18 protein-coding genes are annotated in these 15,751 nt (G+C 62.8%); 4 read left to right on the top strand and 14 right to left on the bottom strand.

What is annotated here, in order from left to right; genetic code table 11:
* Window positions 1-165: 165 nt before the first annotated feature.
* The 6 genes from DK366_RS13665 to htpX all read right to left on the bottom strand — a co-directional run bounded on the left by DK366_RS13665 (window position 166) and on the right by htpX (window position 5,764).
* Window positions 166-747: a response regulator gene (locus DK366_RS13665; RefSeq protein WP_109126209.1), complete on the bottom strand. Its 582-nt coding sequence runs from the start codon at window positions 745-747 to the stop codon at window positions 166-168.
* Between the two features lie 102 nt (window positions 748-849).
* Entirely contained in the window at window positions 850-1,245 is a 396-nt protein-coding gene (locus tag DK366_RS13660) for an RNA-binding S4 domain-containing protein (protein WP_109126111.1), read from the bottom strand.
* Between the two features lie 172 nt (window positions 1,246-1,417).
* Window positions 1,418-1,774, bottom strand: coding sequence for a DUF4440 domain-containing protein (locus DK366_RS13655; RefSeq protein WP_109126110.1), 357 nt, complete (start codon window positions 1,772-1,774; stop codon window positions 1,418-1,420).
* 10 nt (window positions 1,775-1,784) lie between these two features.
* Window positions 1,785-2,687 (bottom strand): AEC family transporter, encoded by a 903-nt coding sequence (locus DK366_RS13650; RefSeq protein WP_198651559.1) that lies wholly within the window; start codon window positions 2,685-2,687, stop codon window positions 1,785-1,787.
* A 203-nt stretch (window positions 2,688-2,890) separates the two neighbouring features.
* The gene (gene htpG / locus DK366_RS13645) at window positions 2,891-4,762 is read right to left on the bottom strand and encodes a molecular chaperone HtpG (RefSeq protein WP_109126109.1); all 1,872 of its coding nucleotides are present in this window, start codon (window positions 4,760-4,762) and stop codon (window positions 2,891-2,893) included.
* 102 nt (window positions 4,763-4,864) lie between these two features.
* Window positions 4,865-5,764 (bottom strand): protease HtpX, encoded by a 900-nt coding sequence (gene htpX / locus DK366_RS13640; RefSeq protein WP_109126108.1) that lies wholly within the window; start codon window positions 5,762-5,764, stop codon window positions 4,865-4,867.
* 190 nt (window positions 5,765-5,954) lie between these two features.
* On the opposite strand from htpX, the gene gluQRS reads away from it, so the two are divergent.
* Window positions 5,955-6,815, top strand: a complete 861-nt coding sequence (gene gluQRS / locus DK366_RS13635; protein ID WP_109126107.1) for a tRNA glutamyl-Q(34) synthetase GluQRS — start codon at window positions 5,955-5,957, stop codon at window positions 6,813-6,815.
* Window positions 6,816-6,968: 153 nt separating this feature from the next.
* Window positions 6,969-7,709, top strand: a complete 741-nt coding sequence (gene phbB, locus DK366_RS13630) for an acetoacetyl-CoA reductase (protein WP_109126106.1) — start codon at window positions 6,969-6,971, stop codon at window positions 7,707-7,709.
* Between the two features lie 81 nt (window positions 7,710-7,790).
* On the opposite strand, the gene DK366_RS13625 is transcribed toward phbB, so the two are convergent.
* Window positions 7,791-8,636: a tRNA threonylcarbamoyladenosine dehydratase gene (locus DK366_RS13625; RefSeq protein ID WP_232821043.1), complete on the bottom strand. Its 846-nt coding sequence runs from the start codon at window positions 8,634-8,636 to the stop codon at window positions 7,791-7,793.
* Between the two features lie 113 nt (window positions 8,637-8,749).
* On the opposite strand from DK366_RS13625, the gene DK366_RS13620 reads away from it, so the two are divergent.
* Entirely contained in the window at window positions 8,750-9,139 is a 390-nt protein-coding gene (locus DK366_RS13620) for a cytochrome c (protein WP_109126105.1), read from the top strand.
* Window positions 9,140-9,246: 107 nt separating this feature from the next.
* Here DK366_RS13620 and DK366_RS13615 read toward each other — a convergent pair whose 3' ends face one another.
* The 6 genes from DK366_RS13615 to DK366_RS13590 form a co-directional block, all read right to left on the bottom strand.
* Window positions 9,247-9,549 carry a DUF962 domain-containing protein gene (locus tag DK366_RS13615; protein WP_109126104.1) on the bottom strand — a complete coding sequence of 101 codons (303 nt, stop codon included), beginning with the start codon at window positions 9,547-9,549 and terminating at the stop codon, window positions 9,247-9,249.
* Window positions 9,550-9,627: 78 nt separating this feature from the next.
* Window positions 9,628-10,500 (bottom strand): pirin family protein, encoded by an 873-nt coding sequence (locus tag DK366_RS13610; protein WP_109126103.1) that lies wholly within the window; start codon window positions 10,498-10,500, stop codon window positions 9,628-9,630.
* 23 nt (window positions 10,501-10,523) lie between these two features.
* Window positions 10,524-11,582 carry an NADH:flavin oxidoreductase/NADH oxidase gene (locus tag DK366_RS13605; RefSeq protein ID WP_109126206.1) on the bottom strand — a complete coding sequence of 353 codons (1,059 nt, stop codon included), beginning with the start codon at window positions 11,580-11,582 and terminating at the stop codon, window positions 10,524-10,526.
* Window positions 11,583-11,648: 66 nt separating this feature from the next.
* Entirely contained in the window at window positions 11,649-12,533 is an 885-nt protein-coding gene (locus DK366_RS13600; RefSeq protein ID WP_109126102.1) for an alpha/beta fold hydrolase, read from the bottom strand.
* 128 nt (window positions 12,534-12,661) lie between these two features.
* Window positions 12,662-12,871 (bottom strand): cold-shock protein, encoded by a 210-nt coding sequence (locus tag DK366_RS13595; RefSeq protein WP_019465668.1) that lies wholly within the window; start codon window positions 12,869-12,871, stop codon window positions 12,662-12,664.
* Between the two features lie 287 nt (window positions 12,872-13,158).
* The gene (locus DK366_RS13590) at window positions 13,159-13,368 is read right to left on the bottom strand and encodes a cold-shock protein (RefSeq protein ID WP_019465667.1); all 210 of its coding nucleotides are present in this window, start codon (window positions 13,366-13,368) and stop codon (window positions 13,159-13,161) included.
* Between the two features lie 338 nt (window positions 13,369-13,706).
* Between DK366_RS13590 and DK366_RS13580 the strand changes: the two genes are divergently transcribed.
* A complete protein-coding gene (locus DK366_RS13580; RefSeq protein WP_109126100.1) occupies window positions 13,707-14,198 on the top strand; it encodes a hypothetical protein in 492 nt (163 codons plus the stop codon).
* Window positions 14,199-14,201: 3 nt separating this feature from the next.
* Here DK366_RS13580 and DK366_RS13575 read toward each other — a convergent pair whose 3' ends face one another.
* The gene (locus DK366_RS13575) at window positions 14,202-15,416 is read right to left on the bottom strand and encodes a crosslink repair DNA glycosylase YcaQ family protein (RefSeq protein ID WP_343125627.1); all 1,215 of its coding nucleotides are present in this window, start codon (window positions 15,414-15,416) and stop codon (window positions 14,202-14,204) included.
* Window positions 15,417-15,751: the final 335 nt, after the last annotated feature.

The following is a 15,751-nucleotide window of genomic DNA, read 5'->3' as shown; positions in this document are numbered from 1 at the left end:
TATGTATTGCATCGAAACAATCGAATTCACTCAATGACGGCAGCACCGTAGAGTGACTACCAAGCCAGCCATCGCCAGCCTCAGGTTTGCCCACGCTGGGCAAAATGAGGGGTGGCGTCTCGAACGAGACGTCGCCCTTTGTTTTCTGCGGAAGGAATAGCCGCGTCAGGCAGCGAGTTCGGGGACCGTCTCCACCACGGGTTCGTCCGTGGCATTGGCAAGCATCGCGGGAATGGTCTCCACGGGCACCGATACGGGCAACGTAACGACCTTGGCCGCTTCGCGTGCAGACAATCGACCAAAGCCCACCAGGCGATCGATGCTGCGCGCCACTTCGGCCTGGCCGAACGGCTTGCTGATGAAGTCATCCGCACCAAAGCGCTGCACGTAGAACTGTTCGGTGGCCTGCTGGTTGCCACTGATCATCACGATGGGCACGTGCTGGGTGGCCGGGTCGTGGCGCAAGGCGCGCAGCACGGCGAAGCCGTTCATGCCTGGCAACACGATATCGAGAAAGATCATGTCGGGCGGCTCGGCGCGGGCCATCTCCAGTGCGCTTTCGCCATCGGCGGCGCGGGCCACTTCGTAGCCGTCCACTTCCAGCATGCGGCCCAGCACAGCCCGGATGGTCGCCGAATCGTCCACCACCAGTACCCGTGCACCCTGCGTGGTCTTGCGCCACGTCTGGTCCGCCTGCCCCGGCGTCGTACCCCCAAGCAACCGCTTCAGGAATCCCATACCCGCCATGTCGTCCTCCCACTTCAAGATCTGGGGAAAACCGAGCGCCCGCGCGGCTTTCCGTGGAAGACATGCTTGCGCAGATCCGCTACGCGTTCTGAGATGGGTGACTCACATGGAATCCTTAAGGCGTCGCAATTCTCGACGTGCCTGCTTGTCCGGACGCCCCGGCGGGGCCATGGCGCCCAATAACTTACGCTGGGCCTTCGCGGCTTCACGGGCCGCCATGCTGGCTTCGCTTTCGCGATAAAGCGCCTGTGCCGCGCTGGCGGGGCCGCGTTTTTCGGACAGCGCCATCACCTCTACCTCCAGGCGTTCCTCGCCCCGGCTGATGCGGAACACGTCGCCCACCTGGACAGACTTGGCGGGCTTGCAGGTGCCGTCGTTGAGGTCGATCTTGCCGCCATCGATGGCCTGCTTGGCCAGGCTGCGGGTCTTGAAGAAGCGCGCGGCCCAGAGCCACACGTCGGCACGCACCGGTGCCTGCGAGGAAGATTCGAAAGACATGCCCCATTGTCGCGCAACACCGCCCCTGCAGGAGCGCACTTGTGCGCGACCGCCACGCTGCGGTTTTCGTCATGCCTGTGGATTCAAAAGCCGGTCCGCGCCTGATTCGGTGAGCGCTCGCCAAGGGCGGGGCGCGCACAAGTGCGCTCCTACAGAGGGATGCCGGGATAATTCAAAGCACGGTGCCTTGATGAAACTGCATCTGCCACTGGCCCTCGCGCAACGTCCAGATGGAGCTGCGCAACGAATCCGCTGCGGGCCGTTGCGGCGTGGCGAAGCGATGACCGCGATACGTCACCAGCGCCACGTCGTCGGCGAGCAGGGTGAGACGGAAATCCTCGATCTTTCGCGGTGAAAACGATTCGTCGCGCAGCGCGTCGATCACCGCATCCCGCGTCCACACCGTGCCGGATACACCAAACTCGAAGAAGTCTTCCGCGATCAACCGTCGCAGTACCGCCTCGTTGGCGCGCACCTCTTGCTGATGCAGCAGCGTTTCCAGGTCCAGCAGATGCGCAGCGAGATCCATCGTCGTCTCCTCAACCGCCCAGCAACAGATTCCCGAGCGGAATGGTGATCAGCGACAGCACGATGCCAGCACCCAGGATGGTGTTGGCCAGCGTCGGTTCGAGCTTGTATTCATCCGCCAGAATCGCGGCGGAAATCATCGGTGCCATGGCCGCCTGCAACACGCCCACCGTCAAGGTGAGACCACCCACGCCTGCCGCCACGCCAAGCGTCCATGCCGCGAGCGGCGCGAGCGCCAGCTTCCAGCCCAGACCCATCAACAACGCCGGCAGCTGCCGTTCGCCCAGGTGAAACTTGAACTGCAAACCCACGGAGAACAGTGCGAGTGGCGTCAGCGTGGCACCGATAGGCGTGAATACGCCATCAAGCATGGGCGGCCAGCCACCCAGGGCGCCCACGATGGCGGCCAGCACCAGGGCCAGGAACGAGGGGAAAGTAAGGATGCGTCGCGCAATCACCGCGGGTTGCGGCGAACGGCCGGCATAGAACGACGCCACGGCCACGCCGGCCGACGAGAGCAACGGGAAGCAGCCCAGCTGATCGGATACCACGGCGAGCGTCAGCCCTTCCTTGCCGTGCAGGGCCTGCATCATGGGATAGCCCATGAACGAGGTGTTGCCCAGGCCGCACACCAAGGTCAGCGCACCCACGCGTTCGCGCGACCAACCCAACGCCTTGCCGAGCAGTGCGAACACCACCCACGCGCCGAAGAACACCACCCACATGGACACCACGGGAAACCACAGCTGCGCGTCCACTTTCACTTTGGGCACCAGCGCGAGCACCAGCGCCGGCAACGCGATATTGATCACCCACCAGTTGATGCCATGAACGATGCCCGCCGGCGGTTTGGCGAAACGCGCGACGAGTGCGCCGAGCAGCAGGCAGGTGAATAGCAGCAACAACGCGCTCATGGGCTTCCTGGAAAACGAAACGGCCGCAGTATAGCGGCCGTGGGTTGGTAGCCAGGTCTAGAGGCGCGGCGTGATCGATGGACGTTTGTCTACTTGACGCTAACCGTCGAAACGGTGGGACCAGGTTGGCCCCCTCACCACCGTAAAGGTGGCAATGCCCCGGCCCTCTCCCCGAAGGGGAGAGGGAGAAGATCCGGGAACCTTTACCCGACGATCAGGCGATTCAAGCGCTGCACGAACGCGGCCGGGTCCGGCAACTGCGCGCCCGCCGCAATCTCCGCCTGATCCAGCAACAGGTTCGCCAGATCACCAGCCTTCACCGTATCGCTCTCGCCTTCCACGCGCTTGAGCAACGGATGCTGCGGGTTCACTTCCAGCGTGGGCTTCGCCTCGGGAACGTCGTGGCCTGCTTCGCGCAGCAGACGCGCCAGATGCGGGGCCATCTCGTAATCGGACAACGCCAGGCATGACGGCGAATCGGTGAGTCGTGCGGATACGCGTACATCGCCCACGCGATCGCCCAGCAGCTCCTTGAGCTTGTGGATCAACGGCTCGGCAGCCTTGCTGGCCTCTTCCTGGTGCTTCTTGCCTGCGTCATCCAGCGGCAGCTCGCCCTTCGCCACGTTGCGGAGCTTCTTGCCGGCGTATTCGTTCAAGCTGTTGAGCATCCACTCGTCGATGCGGTCGAACATCAACAGCACTTCGATGCCCTTGGCCTTGAACGCTTCCAGCTGCGGGCTGCCCATGGCCGCGGTGAAGCTGTCGGCGGTGATGTACCAGATGTTTTCCTGGCCAATCGCCATGCGGCCGATGTAGTCGTCGAGCGACACCGTCTGCGCGGCACCATCGCCCTTGGTGGACGCAAAACGCAGCAGCTTGGCGATGCGTTCGCGATTGGCGGCGTCTTCGGCGATGCCTTCCTTCAGCGTGTTGCCGAACGCCTTGTAGAACGTGGCGAACTTCTCGGGTTCGTCGCGCGCGAGCCTTTCCAGCAAATCCAGCACGCGCTTCACGCAGGCCGCGCGGATGCGCTCGAGCTGGCGATTGTGCTGGAGGATCTCGCGGCTCACGTTGAGCGGCAGATCGTCGGCATCCACCACGCCGCGCACGAAACGCAGGTAGTTCGGCAACAGTTCTTCCGCCGCATCCATGATGAAGACGCGCTTGATGTAGAGCTTCAGGCCCTTGCGCTCGTCGCGCCCGCCCATCATCAGGTCGAACGGCGGTTGTTCGGGAATGTAGAGCAGCGTGGTGAAGCTCTGGCTGCCTTCGACGCGGTTGTGCGTCCAGGCCAGCGCATCGTTGAAGTCGTGGCCCAGCGACTTGTAGAAGCTCTGGTAGTCCTCGTCGGAAATCTCGTTGCGTGGTTTGGTCCACAGCGCGGAGGCGTCGTTCACCGTTTCCCATTCGTCGCCCGGCTTGCCGTCGACTTCCTTCGGCATGCGGATGGGGAATGCCACGTGATCGGAGTATTTGCGGATCAGCGAGCGCAGCTCCCAGCCCTTCAGGAACTCATCCTCGTCCGCCTTCAGATGCAGGATCACCGCCGTGCCACGTTCGGGCAGATCGACCTGCGCGAGGCTGTACTCGCCCTTGCCGTCGCTGTCCCACTTCACGCCGTCGCTGGCCGGCAGATCGGCGCGACGACTGAGCACCGTGACGCGATCCGCCACCACGAAGGCGGAATAAAAACCCACACCGAACTGCCCGATGAGGCGCGCGTCGGTTTTCTGTTCCGCGCTCATGGCTTCCAGGAAACGGCGTGTACCGGAGCTGGCGATGGTGCCGATGTTGGCCACCACTTCATCGCGGCTCATGCCGATGCCGTTGTCGCGCACCGTCAGCGTGCGTGCCTCCGGTTCCCAGCTCACATGGATCTGCAACTCGCCGTCGCCGGAGAGCAGCTCGGGGTTGGCAATGGATTCGAAACGCAGCTTGTCGCAGGCGTCGGAGGCGTTGGAGATCAATTCGCGCAGGAAGATTTCCTTGTGCGAATACAGCGAGTGCGTAACCAGGTGCAGCACCTGGGCGACTTCAGCTTCGAATTTGCGGGTTTCAGGCGCGGCGTTCGTCATGCGGAAAGACTCATGCAAAGGTCAGGCGGAAAGGGAGCAAACAAAGGGGCCGACAAGTCGGCCCCTGAGGTTAACCGCCCCCACGCGGGGAGCGGGTGAAGATCAGGCGTTGTTCGAGGCACTCTGCAGGGCGGCGATGCGCTCTTCCAGCGGCGGATGGCTCATGAACAGGCGCTTGAAACCCGTGGCGAGGTGGCCGGAGATGCCGAAGGCGGCGATGGTCTGCGGCAGCGTGCTTTCGCCGTGCTGCACCTGCAGGCGCTGCAGGGCGGAAATCATCGAGCCACGGCCCGCCAGCTTGGCACCGGCCGCATCGGCGCGGAATTCGCGCCAGCGCGAGAAGGCCATCACGATCATCGAGGCGAACAGGCCGAACACCAGCTGCAGCACCATCACCGAGATGAAGTAGCCGATGCCGCCACCGCCCTCGCGGTCGCGGCCGCCGGACAGCCAGCTGTCGACCAGTCGGCCCACGACGCGGGCCGCCACGATCACCAGCGTGTTGAGCACGCCCTGGATCAGGGTGAGCGTCACCATGTCGCCATTGGCGACGTGGCCGATCTCGTGGCCCAGCACGGCGGAGACCTGCTCGCGATCCATCTGCTGCAGCAGACCGGTGCTTACCGCCACCAGCGAGCTGTTCCTGGTCATGCCGGTGGCGAACGCGTTCATTTCGGGCGCGTCGTAGATGGCCACCTCGGGCATGCCGATGCCGGCGTTCTGTGCATGGCGACGCACGGTTTCCACCAGCCAGCGCTCGGCTTCGTTCTGCGGCTGATCGATGACGCGGGCGCCGGTGGACATCTTGGCCGTCCACTTGGACATGGCCAGCGAAATGAAGGCGCCACCCATGCCGATCACGGCAGCGTAGGCCAGCAGGTTGCCCATGCCGCCGTAACCACGGGCGGCGGACCACTGATCGATGTGCAGCAAATGGCACACGATGCTCAGCAGGAACAGGACGGCGATATTGGTAAGCAGGAACAATGCGATGCGACGCATGGCTGTCTCTCGGGCAGTCATGAAAGGGGATGCGGCTTTGGCCGCTGTGAAAGGATCGTGGCGAATTCTTGCGGTTTCAAGGGCCATGAGTCGGGAATCGGTGTTTGGCCGACCGACGTTTCATCCGCGCGTCAGGGAACACCTCGATGGCCCTTCCTGACAAGGCGCACACCGCCCTTAAAATGGCCCGATGAATTACCGCGGACGTTTCGCCCCATCTCCGACCGGCCATCTGCATTTCGGTTCCCTCGTGGCCGCGGTCGGCAGCTGGCTGTGCGCCCGACACGCCGGGGGCGAGTGGCTGTTGCGCGTGGAGGACATCGATCCGCCGCGGGAAATGCCCGGCTCCGCGGAAAGCATCCTGGCGGCACTGCCCGCCTTCGGCCTGGTCGTCGATGCGCCACCGCTATTCCAATCCCGGCGTATCGCGGCCTACGACGTGGCGTTCGAGCAGCTCAAGGCCGCGGACCTGGTGTTTCCCTGCTGGTGCAGCCGCAACGACCTGGCCGGCGGCCTGCATCTGGATGGCCAATGCCTGGCGCCTCCCGCCGAGGGACGTGCGCCGGCCTGGCGCCTGCGCGTGCCGGACATCGAACTCACCTTCGACGACGTGCTGCAGGGCCCGCAGACGCAGAACCTGCGTCTGGCGGCCGGGGACTTCGTCATACGCCGCGTGGAAGGCTATTACGCCTACCAGCTGGCTTGCGTGGTCGACGACGCCTTTCAGGGCATTACGCAGGTGGTGCGCGGCAACGACCTGCTGGACTCCACGGCACGGCAGATCTTCCTGCAGCGCTGCCTCGGACTGCCCACACCGGGTTACCTGCACCTGCCCCTTGCGCTGGATGGCGAGGGCCGCAAGCTGTCCAAGTCCGAGCGGGCCCATCCGGTAGATCCCACCGATCCGCTGCCCTCATTGCGGCGGGCGCTGGAGTTCCTCGACCTTCCCGCCTCACCTTTGGCGCGTGATCCGGCGAACCTGCTTGCCCATGCGTTGTCCTACTTCAGACCGGAGCGTCTGCCGCACTGCAGCGAACGGGCGGCGGCTTAAACGGCTACACCCCTTCATGTGACGGCCACCAACAGGTCGTCAAGTCGGCGTACTCTCCGTAGACGTTTTGCCATGTTCGACGTGGTAGACATGGCGCAGTCCCGGCTCCACGATCCGGGTAGATTGGACACTGGCACTTTCTGGAGAACAGGCATGACGCAACGCACGGCATTGGTCACTGGCGGCACAGGCGGTATCGGTACCGCGATCATTCGCTACCTCGCGCGCCAGGGGCATCGGGTCGCCACCAACTACCGCGACCAGTCGAAGGCCGAAGCCATGAAGGAAGCCATGGCGAAGGAAGGCATCGAAGTGATGCTGGTGCCAGGCGACGTGAAAGATCCCGATTCCTGCGAAGCGATGGTGCGCATCATCGAAGGCGCGATGGGGCCGGTGGAAATCCTGGTCAACAATGCCGGCATCACGCGCGACACCACCTTCCACAAGATGACCTATCCGCAGTGGATGGAAGTGGTGAACACGAACCTCAACGCCTGCTTCAACGTCACCCGCCCGGTGATCGAAGGCATGCGTCACCACAAGTGGGGCCGCATCGTGCAGATCAGCTCCATCAACGGCCAGAAGGGCCAGTACGGCCAGGCCAACTACGCCGCCGCCAAGGCCGGCATGCACGGTTTCACCATTTCGCTGGCACAGGAAAACGCCAAGTTCGGCATCACGGTGAACACGGTGTCGCCGGGCTATGTGGGCACCGACATGGTGATGGCCGTGCCCGAAGACGTGCGCGAGAAAATCGTGGCGCAGATTCCGGTGGGTCGCCTGGGCAAGCCGGAAGAAATCGCCCACGCCGTGGCGTTCCTCACGGGTGAAGAAGCCGGCTGGATCACGGGTGCGAACCTGTCGATCAACGGCGGCCACTACATGGGCTGGTAACAAGACCCTTGTGATGGGAAAGAAACGTGAGTTGAGGGAAGGCGAGCCATCGCCCTTCCCTCACTTCTCACTTGCCATCACTCACTTCTTGCTTTCAAGCAGGCGTTCCATCACCCGGCCCACCGCCGCAAAGGCAAACGCGCCCGTGACGTGCGTGGCGGCACCCAGGCCACCGCCGCATGCAAGGTTGAGTGCTTCCGTACCGTTGGCCACCGGCGGACGCGTGCCGCACACGCTGCCGTCCGGCTGCGGGTACTGCACGTTCTGCAGCGAATACACCGCCGACACACCGAAATAGCGATCCGGGTTCTTCGGGAAGTTGAAATCCTGCCTGAGCTTCTTGCGGATCAGGCTGAACATCGCATCGTGCTCGGTACGCGAAAGATCGCGTATGCGAATCTGCGTGGGGTCGGTACGACCGCCGGCCGAGCCCACCGTCACCATCGGCAGCTTGCGGCGACGACACCACGCGATGGCTTCCAGCTTCACGCGGAACGCATCGCACGCATCGAGCACCACGTCATAGCCACGGTCGAGCAACTCGTCCAGCGTCGAGGTGGTGAGAAAGCGTTCGATGGCATCTACCTTGATGGCCGGGTTGATCGCGCGCAGGCGCTCTTCGATCACCTTGACCTTGGACTTGCCGAAGTGCCCATCCAGCGCGTGCAGCTGGCGGTTGGTGTTGGACACGCAGATCTCGTCGGCATCGATCAGCGTGAGGTGCCCCACGCCGCTGCGTGCGAGCGCTTCCGCTGCCCATGAGCCCACGCCGCCGATGCCGATGACGCACACATGCGCCTGCATCAGACGATCGAGACTACCCACGCCATACAAGCGCTCCACACCGGCAAACCGTTCGCGCGGAAACGCGACGCCGGCTTGCGCGACTTCTTCTTCCACCACAGTGGCGGCTTTTTCGCTATGCATCACTGGAACCATGACAACACCTTGAACATTCTGCATTTTATCGAGAACTGCCCTTCGCTGCAGGCGCCCCGCTATGCTTGCGGTTCTTCCGCGCCCACAGGGAGTTTCAACGCATGCGTTCTGCCCTTCTGATCGTGCTTGGCCTGGTCATCGGCATCATCGGCACCGTGTTCGCCATGAACGCCCTGCACGACCGCGAGCCGTACTCGCATACCGTGATGACCACCATGGCACACCATGCCGGTGCATTGAGCGCAGCCGTGAAGGCGCAAAAATGCGATGCCACGCAATCGCAGCAGCACCTGACCCGCCTGCTGGAGACGCAGAGCGACCTAAGTGAGGCCTTCCCGGGCGTGGATCAACCGTTCAAGGACGAGGAAACCAGGCTGCGGGAGAAGACCCAGGCAGCGCTGGCAGCGGCGCCAGCGGATTGTGCGGCCCTGGCGGCGGTCATGAAGCCCATCGGCGAGACCTGCCAGTCCTGTCACCAGCAGTATCGCTGAGCGATCGGATGATCCCTGTAGGAGCGCACTTGTGCGCGACCGCAGAACATTGCCGCACCTCGGTCGCGCACAAGTGCGCTCCTACAAGGAAAGGCCTGCAACGCCGGTTACAGCTTCACCTTGCCCCGCAGAATGTCCCAGTACATCACCCAATCACCCATCAGGCTGTAGAGCGGATGGGTGAAGGTGGCCGGACGGTTCTTCTCGAACACGAAATGCCCGATCCAGGCAAAGCCATAACCAGCGACGGGCACCAGCAGCAACCACCAGGCGTTGCCCGTCACGATGGCCAGCACGACGACCGCCAGCACCAGCGTGCTGCCCGCAAAGTGCATACGGCGACATTTCACATCGCTGTGCTCGTTCAAATAGAACGGGTAGAAGTCATGAAAGCTGGTGTACTGGGACATGCGGATCACCCTGAGCGTTAAAGCTGAGGGTAATCCGCACCGTTCGCCGATGCATGCGCGCATGCAACATGGGGCGTTTCAAACAGGCAGCGGGATGAACTCCTTCTCGTCGCCGACCACCTTGCCCATGCGCTGCGCGGCCCAATCCGCCTTGGCCTGCTCGATACGCTCACGCGTGCTGGCCACGAAGTTCCACCACAGGTGGCGTTCGCCATCCAGCGGCGCACCGCCGAACAACATCACGCGACTCCTGGTTTTTGCACGCAGCGGCGGCGACGTCTCGCCTGTCTGCACAGCGGCGTGCATCGGCACGATGGTGGCGCCATCCCATTCCACTTCACCGTCGACCACGCAGACGCCACGCTCCACATGCTGCTCCGGCCACGGCAACTCGGCGCCCTCTTCCAGCGTGGCCTCGATGAAGAACATCGGCGCGAACACTTTCACCGGCGATTCCTTGCCGTAACCGGTGCCCGCAATCAGCACGAGCTCGACGCCCGGCAACGAGATCTTCGGCAGCTCGTCGGCACCGTGATGATGAAACTCCGGTTCCACCTCGGCGTCCTTCTCGGGCAGCGCCACCCACACCTGGATGCCATGCGTGCGAAAACCGCCGCCCCGTGCTTCCGGCGGCGTGCGCTCGGAATGCACGATGCCCTTGCCGGACGTCATCCAGTTCACTTCGCCCGGACGGATATCCGCGATGCTGCCCAGGCTGTCGCGATGGCGAATCACGCCCTCGAACAGCCAGGTGACCGTGGCAAGGCCGATGTGCGGATGCGGGCGCACGTCCATGCCCTTGTCATCGAGGAACGTCACCGGCCCCATGTAGTCGAAGAACACGAACGGCCCCACGTGCCGTGCCTGCAGCACAGGCAGCAGGCGGCGTACGTTGAAGCCATCGCCGAGGTCGTGCACGCGACCATCGATCACCATCGGTTGCTGTTCCATCGTTTCTCCTTTGAGCCGTTGCCTTACCAGGCGCGCTGGTACTGCTCGGGCGCGGTGATCGTGATTCCCAGTTCCTGCGCGGCGCGGCGCGGAAAATACGGATCGCGCAGGCTTTCGCGGGCAATCAGCACCACGTCGGCCGAACCTTCTTCGATGATGCGCGCGGCGTGTGTGGATTCGGTGATGAGGCCCACCGCGCCCGTGGCAACGCCAGCGTCATGGCGCAGTCGAGCCGCAAACGGCACTTGGTAACCCGGCGAAAGCGGAATTTTCACATGCGGCACCAGACCGCCGCTGGAGACATCCACCAGGTCGACGCCCATCGACTTCACCATCCCGGCGAGTTGCACGCTCTGCTCCACGTCCCAGCCACCTTCGCTCCAGTCGGTGGCGGAAACACGCAACCACAGTGGCAAGTGTTCCGGCCACACCTCGCGCACGGCGGTGATCACTTCGCGCACGATGCGCGTGCGGTTTTCGAAGCTGCCACCGTATTCGTCGGTGCGATGGTTGCTGAGTGGCGACAGGAACTGGTGCAGCAGATAACCATGTGCGCCATGCAGTTCGATCAGCTGGAAACCCGCTGCCAACGCGCGTTCGGCTGCGGCGCGGAAATCGGCCACGACCTTCGCAATGCCCTGCTTGTCCAGCGCTTGGGGTACATGCCAATGCGTGTCGAACGGAATCGCCGAGGGCGCCACCGTCTGCCAGGCGCCCGCGTCAGCGGCCAACGGACCGCCGCCTTCCCAGGGCACCATGACGCTAGCCTTGCGACCGGCATGCGCCAGCTGCACGCCAACGACAGCACCATGCGCCTTCATGAAATGCGTGATGGGTTGCCACGCTATCTGCTGCGCCTCGTTCCACAGGCCAACGTCACCGAGGGAAATGCGGCCTTCCGGCGAAACCGCTGTCGCTTCGGTAATCACAAGCCCGGCGCCGCCCACGGCGCGACTGCCCAGATGCACTAAGTGCCAGTCGTTGGGCAGGCCGTCGGTGGCGGAGTACTCGCACATGGGCGCGACAACAAGGCGATTGCGGAGCGACACACTGCGCTGCGCGAAGGGGGTGAAGAGTTTCAAGGAATCACCTTCGGAAAAAGTGTCTGCCACACATGCCGTCACCAGTCGCCACGTTCAAGTACCTGATCAGGTAGCTTGCGTCTTCAGCCACTGCGCGATGTGCATGGCAACGGCGTCAGGCGCTTTCATCCAGCTGAAATGATCGGCCTTTTCGATGCCCAGTTCTGCGGCAGTGACCACCTGTTGCACGTGCGGTGCTTGCGGCATTTTTTGCAGCAACCATGACAGTGAACCGGGCGGAACAAGCCAGTCGCTTTCCATGCGAAAACCAATTGCAGGCAACGTCAGCTGATGCAGCGTGGCTTCGAAATCGACATCCATGCCCACCGCGGCATAGCGACCCGTGCGACCTGTGCACGCCCAGTCATCGATCAACTGCCGCGCTTCATTGCCACCAAAGCCAATCTTTCGCCCGGGCAGATAGCCCACCATCCGCGCCAGCCAGGGTGCCGCGGCATACGCCAGCCACAACAGGCCACGCTGCGGAAACTGCTTCCAGAACGGCGCGCCGCTTGCCACCAGCAAAAGACCCGCTGCGTCGCGCGGATGCAGGCTTGCGTACAACGCCGCGATTTGGCCACCCAAACTGTGGCCGCCAAAGTACATGGGGACACGGGGTACATGTGCACGCGCCACGGCGATACCGGCGGGCAGATCGCCTTCCAGCAATTCGCGATAACCCCAGTCTTCGTGGCGACTCGCACGCCTGTCGCTGGAACCGATGCCCCGCCACTCATGGATCGCCACCGCCACGCCCTGAGCGGCCATAGCCTGCGCCAACGGCAGATAGTGCCTGGCTGCTACGCCTAGCGCCGGCAGCCAGTAGATCAATTGCAGGGGTTGTCCCACGGGCCGCTGCAGCAACACCTCTGCACGTGCGCCGTCAGCGGCGAGCACGGGCCATGCGTCGCACGGCGGCAGCGTGGCGGGAATGGAAGCGGAAGCAGGCATTCTCGTCGCGCCATGAGAAGGAAAGTCGGTGAGGCTAACGAATTAGCGCGCGGCTAGAAAGTCGCGCAAAGAAAAGGCCGGCGTGTGCCGGCCCTTTCTTCATGCAGTGAATCTCTTCCCCAATGAACTCAGGCAGGCGCCACTTCGTCGGCTTGCAGGCCCTTCTGCCCCTGCACCACCTTGAAGCTCACTTTCTGGCCTTCCTTCAGGCTGCGGAATCCCGATCCGCTGATGGCGCGGAAATGCACGAAAACATCCGGGCCGCTCTCACGACTGATAAAGCCAAAGCCTTTGGCGTCGTTGAACCATTTGACAGTGCCAACTTCACGATCCGACATGACTCACTCCGATCAACTCGATGCTGAGACAAGTCAGCCTCCCCTTTGGCCGACGGCTTACTGGGCATGCAGGATCGGGGTGAAGCGATGTGGACCCTCGCGGATCGCGCACCGGGCACGCACGTGACCGAGCAACCACAGTGAATCCAGCATAACGGATTTTCTTAATGCAAGTGAATGGCTTTAAATCGGTGAATTGATTTTCACGTTTCAACGACATTTGCGAATAAAACAAAAAAGCCAGGCATTGCTGCCTGGCTTTTTTCTTCAGCGTTTGAAACCGCTAATTACTGCGGGATCACTTCGTCAGCCTGCAGGCCCTTCTGGCCCTGCACGACCTTGAAGGAAACCTTCTGGCCTTCGACCAGGCTCTTGAAGCCGTTGCCCTGGATCGCGCGGAAATGCACGAAGACGTCCGGGCCGTTGTCACGGCTGATGAAGCCGAAACCCTTGGCATCGTTGAACCACTTGACGGTACCGATCTGACGATCAGACATGTAAATCACCTTATAGGATTGAACAGACTCAGCCCGCGCCACATGCGCAGGCGGCTTACTGGTGTGCAAGGAAACCCTAGGGGTGAGGCGATGAGGCTAGATCGAGATCAGCGGCATCGGGTCACAAAACTCTGGTGACCCCAGCAAACACAGTCCCGAGATGATAACCGCTCTCCGACCGCAAGGCGAATGACAAATCGCGCTTAAACCTGAATGAATAACCGTCAGTCCTTACCAAACAGGGTTTGATTTTCACGCCATCTTCGCATTTCATCCCGACTCTTGAGGCCATGCCTTTCACTCGGCCGACTACCTCGTCCGCCCCACGGAGAATCCCCATGAAATGTCGTCGTCAGTCCCGCCTGGTTCTCCTTTCCCTGATCGTTGGCGCCACTGTGCTTGCCGGCTGCTCCAGCAAGCCGGAAACCACCCGACCCACCACGACCACCCACAGCACCGCCGCCACGGCGCAAGGAACGCGCACCACCGCTGGCGGCTCAGGAACTGCTGCGACAGGCGCCACCAAGGCCCGCACCGGCACGGTGACCACGTCCGGTGGCAAACCCCTGCCCAACAGCACCGGCATTCCGGCCTGCGATGACTATCTGGCCAGCTATGTGTCCTGCCACGCCGCTGCCGGGGTGTACACGCCCGATCAAATCCAGTCACGCTACCAGGACATGCGCACCAGCCTGCTGCAGGACTCGGTGGACCCCAATGTTCGCCCTCAATTGGGCGCGCGCTGCACGGCGCTCGCCAAGCAGCTGCGTGAAACGCTGCAAGGCAAGTCCTGCGCGCCGGTCAGCCCGGCCGGCAGCGGTTCGCACTGAGTTTCAGCGCAGCAGCGCACGCAGCCCGGCGGCAATCTGCGCCGGCCGGCTGCGTGCCAGCTTCACCGTGGGCCTGCCATGCCATTGCGCTGACGCGCGAATGGCCTTGGCAATGTCTTCCAGCATGCTTGGCGTGGCTTCCAGCCCGGGTTCGAGAAACAGTGCCTTGATCTCGAACACGCCCTCGCGTCGATGTGCCTTGGCATCCAGCCGCCCCACCAGTCGCCCGCGATGAAGAATGGGTAGCACGTAATAGCCGTAACGACGTTTCGGCGCGGGCACATAGCACTCGATGGTGTATTCGAAATCGAACAGCGCCTGCGCACGCGCGCGATCCCACACCACCGGATCGAATGGCGACAGCAACGTCGTATGCGTTGCGCGCAACTTGCCTGCCGTTGCCTGTGCCAGCAACGCTGCGTGATCGCGATGCACGTATGCCGGCACGCTCCAGTCGGCGACCTGTACCGAAATCAATTCGCCCGTGGCCACCAGCGGCGCAAGCTCCTTGTCCGTCACCGAGGGCTTGAGCCGGTAATAGTCCGCGATCCACCTGGCCTGCGTTATGCCCAAAGCGCGCACGCTATCCAGGATGAAGCGGCGACGCAGCGATTCGTGGTCCAGCGCGAGCAGTGCTCGATCCATCGGCGGATCGAGTTTCTGGAGCACTCGCTCGGCCAGATCGTAGACGCGCTGAAAACGCTCGCGCCGCGTCACCATCAGTTCGCCCAGCGCGAACCAGGCTTCCAGCCAGCGCTTCTCCGGTTTCCATGACCACCAGCCTCCCGCACTTCGCGTTTCGCTTTCGAAATCCGCGGCACGTGCGGCGCCGTTGTCGCGGATGCGCGACAGCAGCATGTCCATGCCTTCGCGATGTTCGCGATGCATGCGATCGGCATGCTTGTACGCCCAATGCATGGATCGCTGCATGCGCCAGGCGTGATGCAGCACGAAATCCGCTGCCGGAACGAAACACGCCTCGTGCGCCCAGCTTTCGGCAATGCGGCCCTTTTCCAGCGCATCGTCAAGCCATTGCGGATCGTAGTTGCCCAGGCGCGAATGCAACACCAGGTACGGACTTCGCGCGACCACGTGAATGCTGTCGATTTGCAGCAGCCGCATGCGTTCAATCGCGCCCACGACATCCGCTGCCTTCGCGCGTGCCGCTGGCTTGTTGAGCAAGCCCTGGGCTGCAAGATGGATGCGCTGTGCCTGCACCAAGCTCAACGCAGTGTCGGAGCCAGATGAAGAAACCGACAACGGTAACGATGACTTCACGTGATCACGATGCCTTTATTGAGGCGGCATTTAGCCGTCTTTTGTTAACTTGCGAAACAGCGCGAAGGAAAGCAGCGACGTTGTATCTCTCACTGCACCATCGCGCACATCCGTCCACGAGCCACGCATTCTGGCATGGAGTAACGACGATGAAATCCCGCACTCCCCTACTCGCTTTTGTCACTGCCAGCTCCATGATGCTGGCGGCTTCGGTGTTCGCGCAGGATCAACCCATGCCAACGCCGCCCCCTCCGCCGCCGCCCACGTCCCAACCC

It is taken from the genome of Dyella sp. C11, from assembly GCF_003121485.1.
Taxonomy (GTDB): Bacteria; Pseudomonadota; Gammaproteobacteria; order Xanthomonadales; family Rhodanobacteraceae; genus Dyella.
Note: the sequence above shows the minus strand (reverse complement) of the source record. Positions and strands in the feature narration are given on the sequence as shown.

Coding starts and splice junctions, on each gene's coding strand:
- DK366_RS13665 (WP_109126209.1), bottom strand. CDS start 747: ATGGCGGGTATGGGATTCCTGAAGCGGTTGCTTGGGGGTACGACGCCG.
- DK366_RS13660 (WP_109126111.1), bottom strand. CDS start 1,245: ATGTCTTTCGAATCTTCCTCGCAGGCACCGGTGCGTGCCGACGTGTGG.
- DK366_RS13655 (WP_109126110.1), bottom strand. CDS start 1,774: ATGGATCTCGCTGCGCATCTGCTGGACCTGGAAACGCTGCTGCATCAG.
- DK366_RS13650 (WP_198651559.1), bottom strand. CDS start 2,687: ATGAGCGCGTTGTTGCTGCTATTCACCTGCCTGCTGCTCGGCGCACTC.
- htpG (WP_109126109.1), bottom strand. CDS start 4,762: ATGACGAACGCCGCGCCTGAAACCCGCAAATTCGAAGCTGAAGTCGCC.
- htpX (WP_109126108.1), bottom strand. CDS start 5,764: ATGCGTCGCATCGCATTGTTCCTGCTTACCAATATCGCCGTCCTGTTC.
- gluQRS (WP_109126107.1), top strand. CDS start 5,955: ATGAATTACCGCGGACGTTTCGCCCCATCTCCGACCGGCCATCTGCAT.
- phbB (WP_109126106.1), top strand. CDS start 6,969: ATGACGCAACGCACGGCATTGGTCACTGGCGGCACAGGCGGTATCGGT.
- DK366_RS13625 (WP_232821043.1), bottom strand. CDS start 8,636: ATGCATAGCGAAAAAGCCGCCACTGTGGTGGAAGAAGAAGTCGCGCAA.
- DK366_RS13620 (WP_109126105.1), top strand. CDS start 8,750: ATGCGTTCTGCCCTTCTGATCGTGCTTGGCCTGGTCATCGGCATCATC.
- DK366_RS13615 (WP_109126104.1), bottom strand. CDS start 9,549: ATGTCCCAGTACACCAGCTTTCATGACTTCTACCCGTTCTATTTGAAC.
- DK366_RS13610 (WP_109126103.1), bottom strand. CDS start 10,500: ATGGAACAGCAACCGATGGTGATCGATGGTCGCGTGCACGACCTCGGC.
- DK366_RS13600 (WP_109126102.1), bottom strand. CDS start 12,533: ATGCCTGCTTCCGCTTCCATTCCCGCCACGCTGCCGCCGTGCGACGCA.
- DK366_RS13595 (WP_019465668.1), bottom strand. CDS start 12,871: ATGTCGGATCGTGAAGTTGGCACTGTCAAATGGTTCAACGACGCCAAA.
- DK366_RS13590 (WP_019465667.1), bottom strand. CDS start 13,368: ATGTCTGATCGTCAGATCGGTACCGTCAAGTGGTTCAACGATGCCAAG.
- DK366_RS13580 (WP_109126100.1), top strand. CDS start 13,707: ATGAAATGTCGTCGTCAGTCCCGCCTGGTTCTCCTTTCCCTGATCGTT.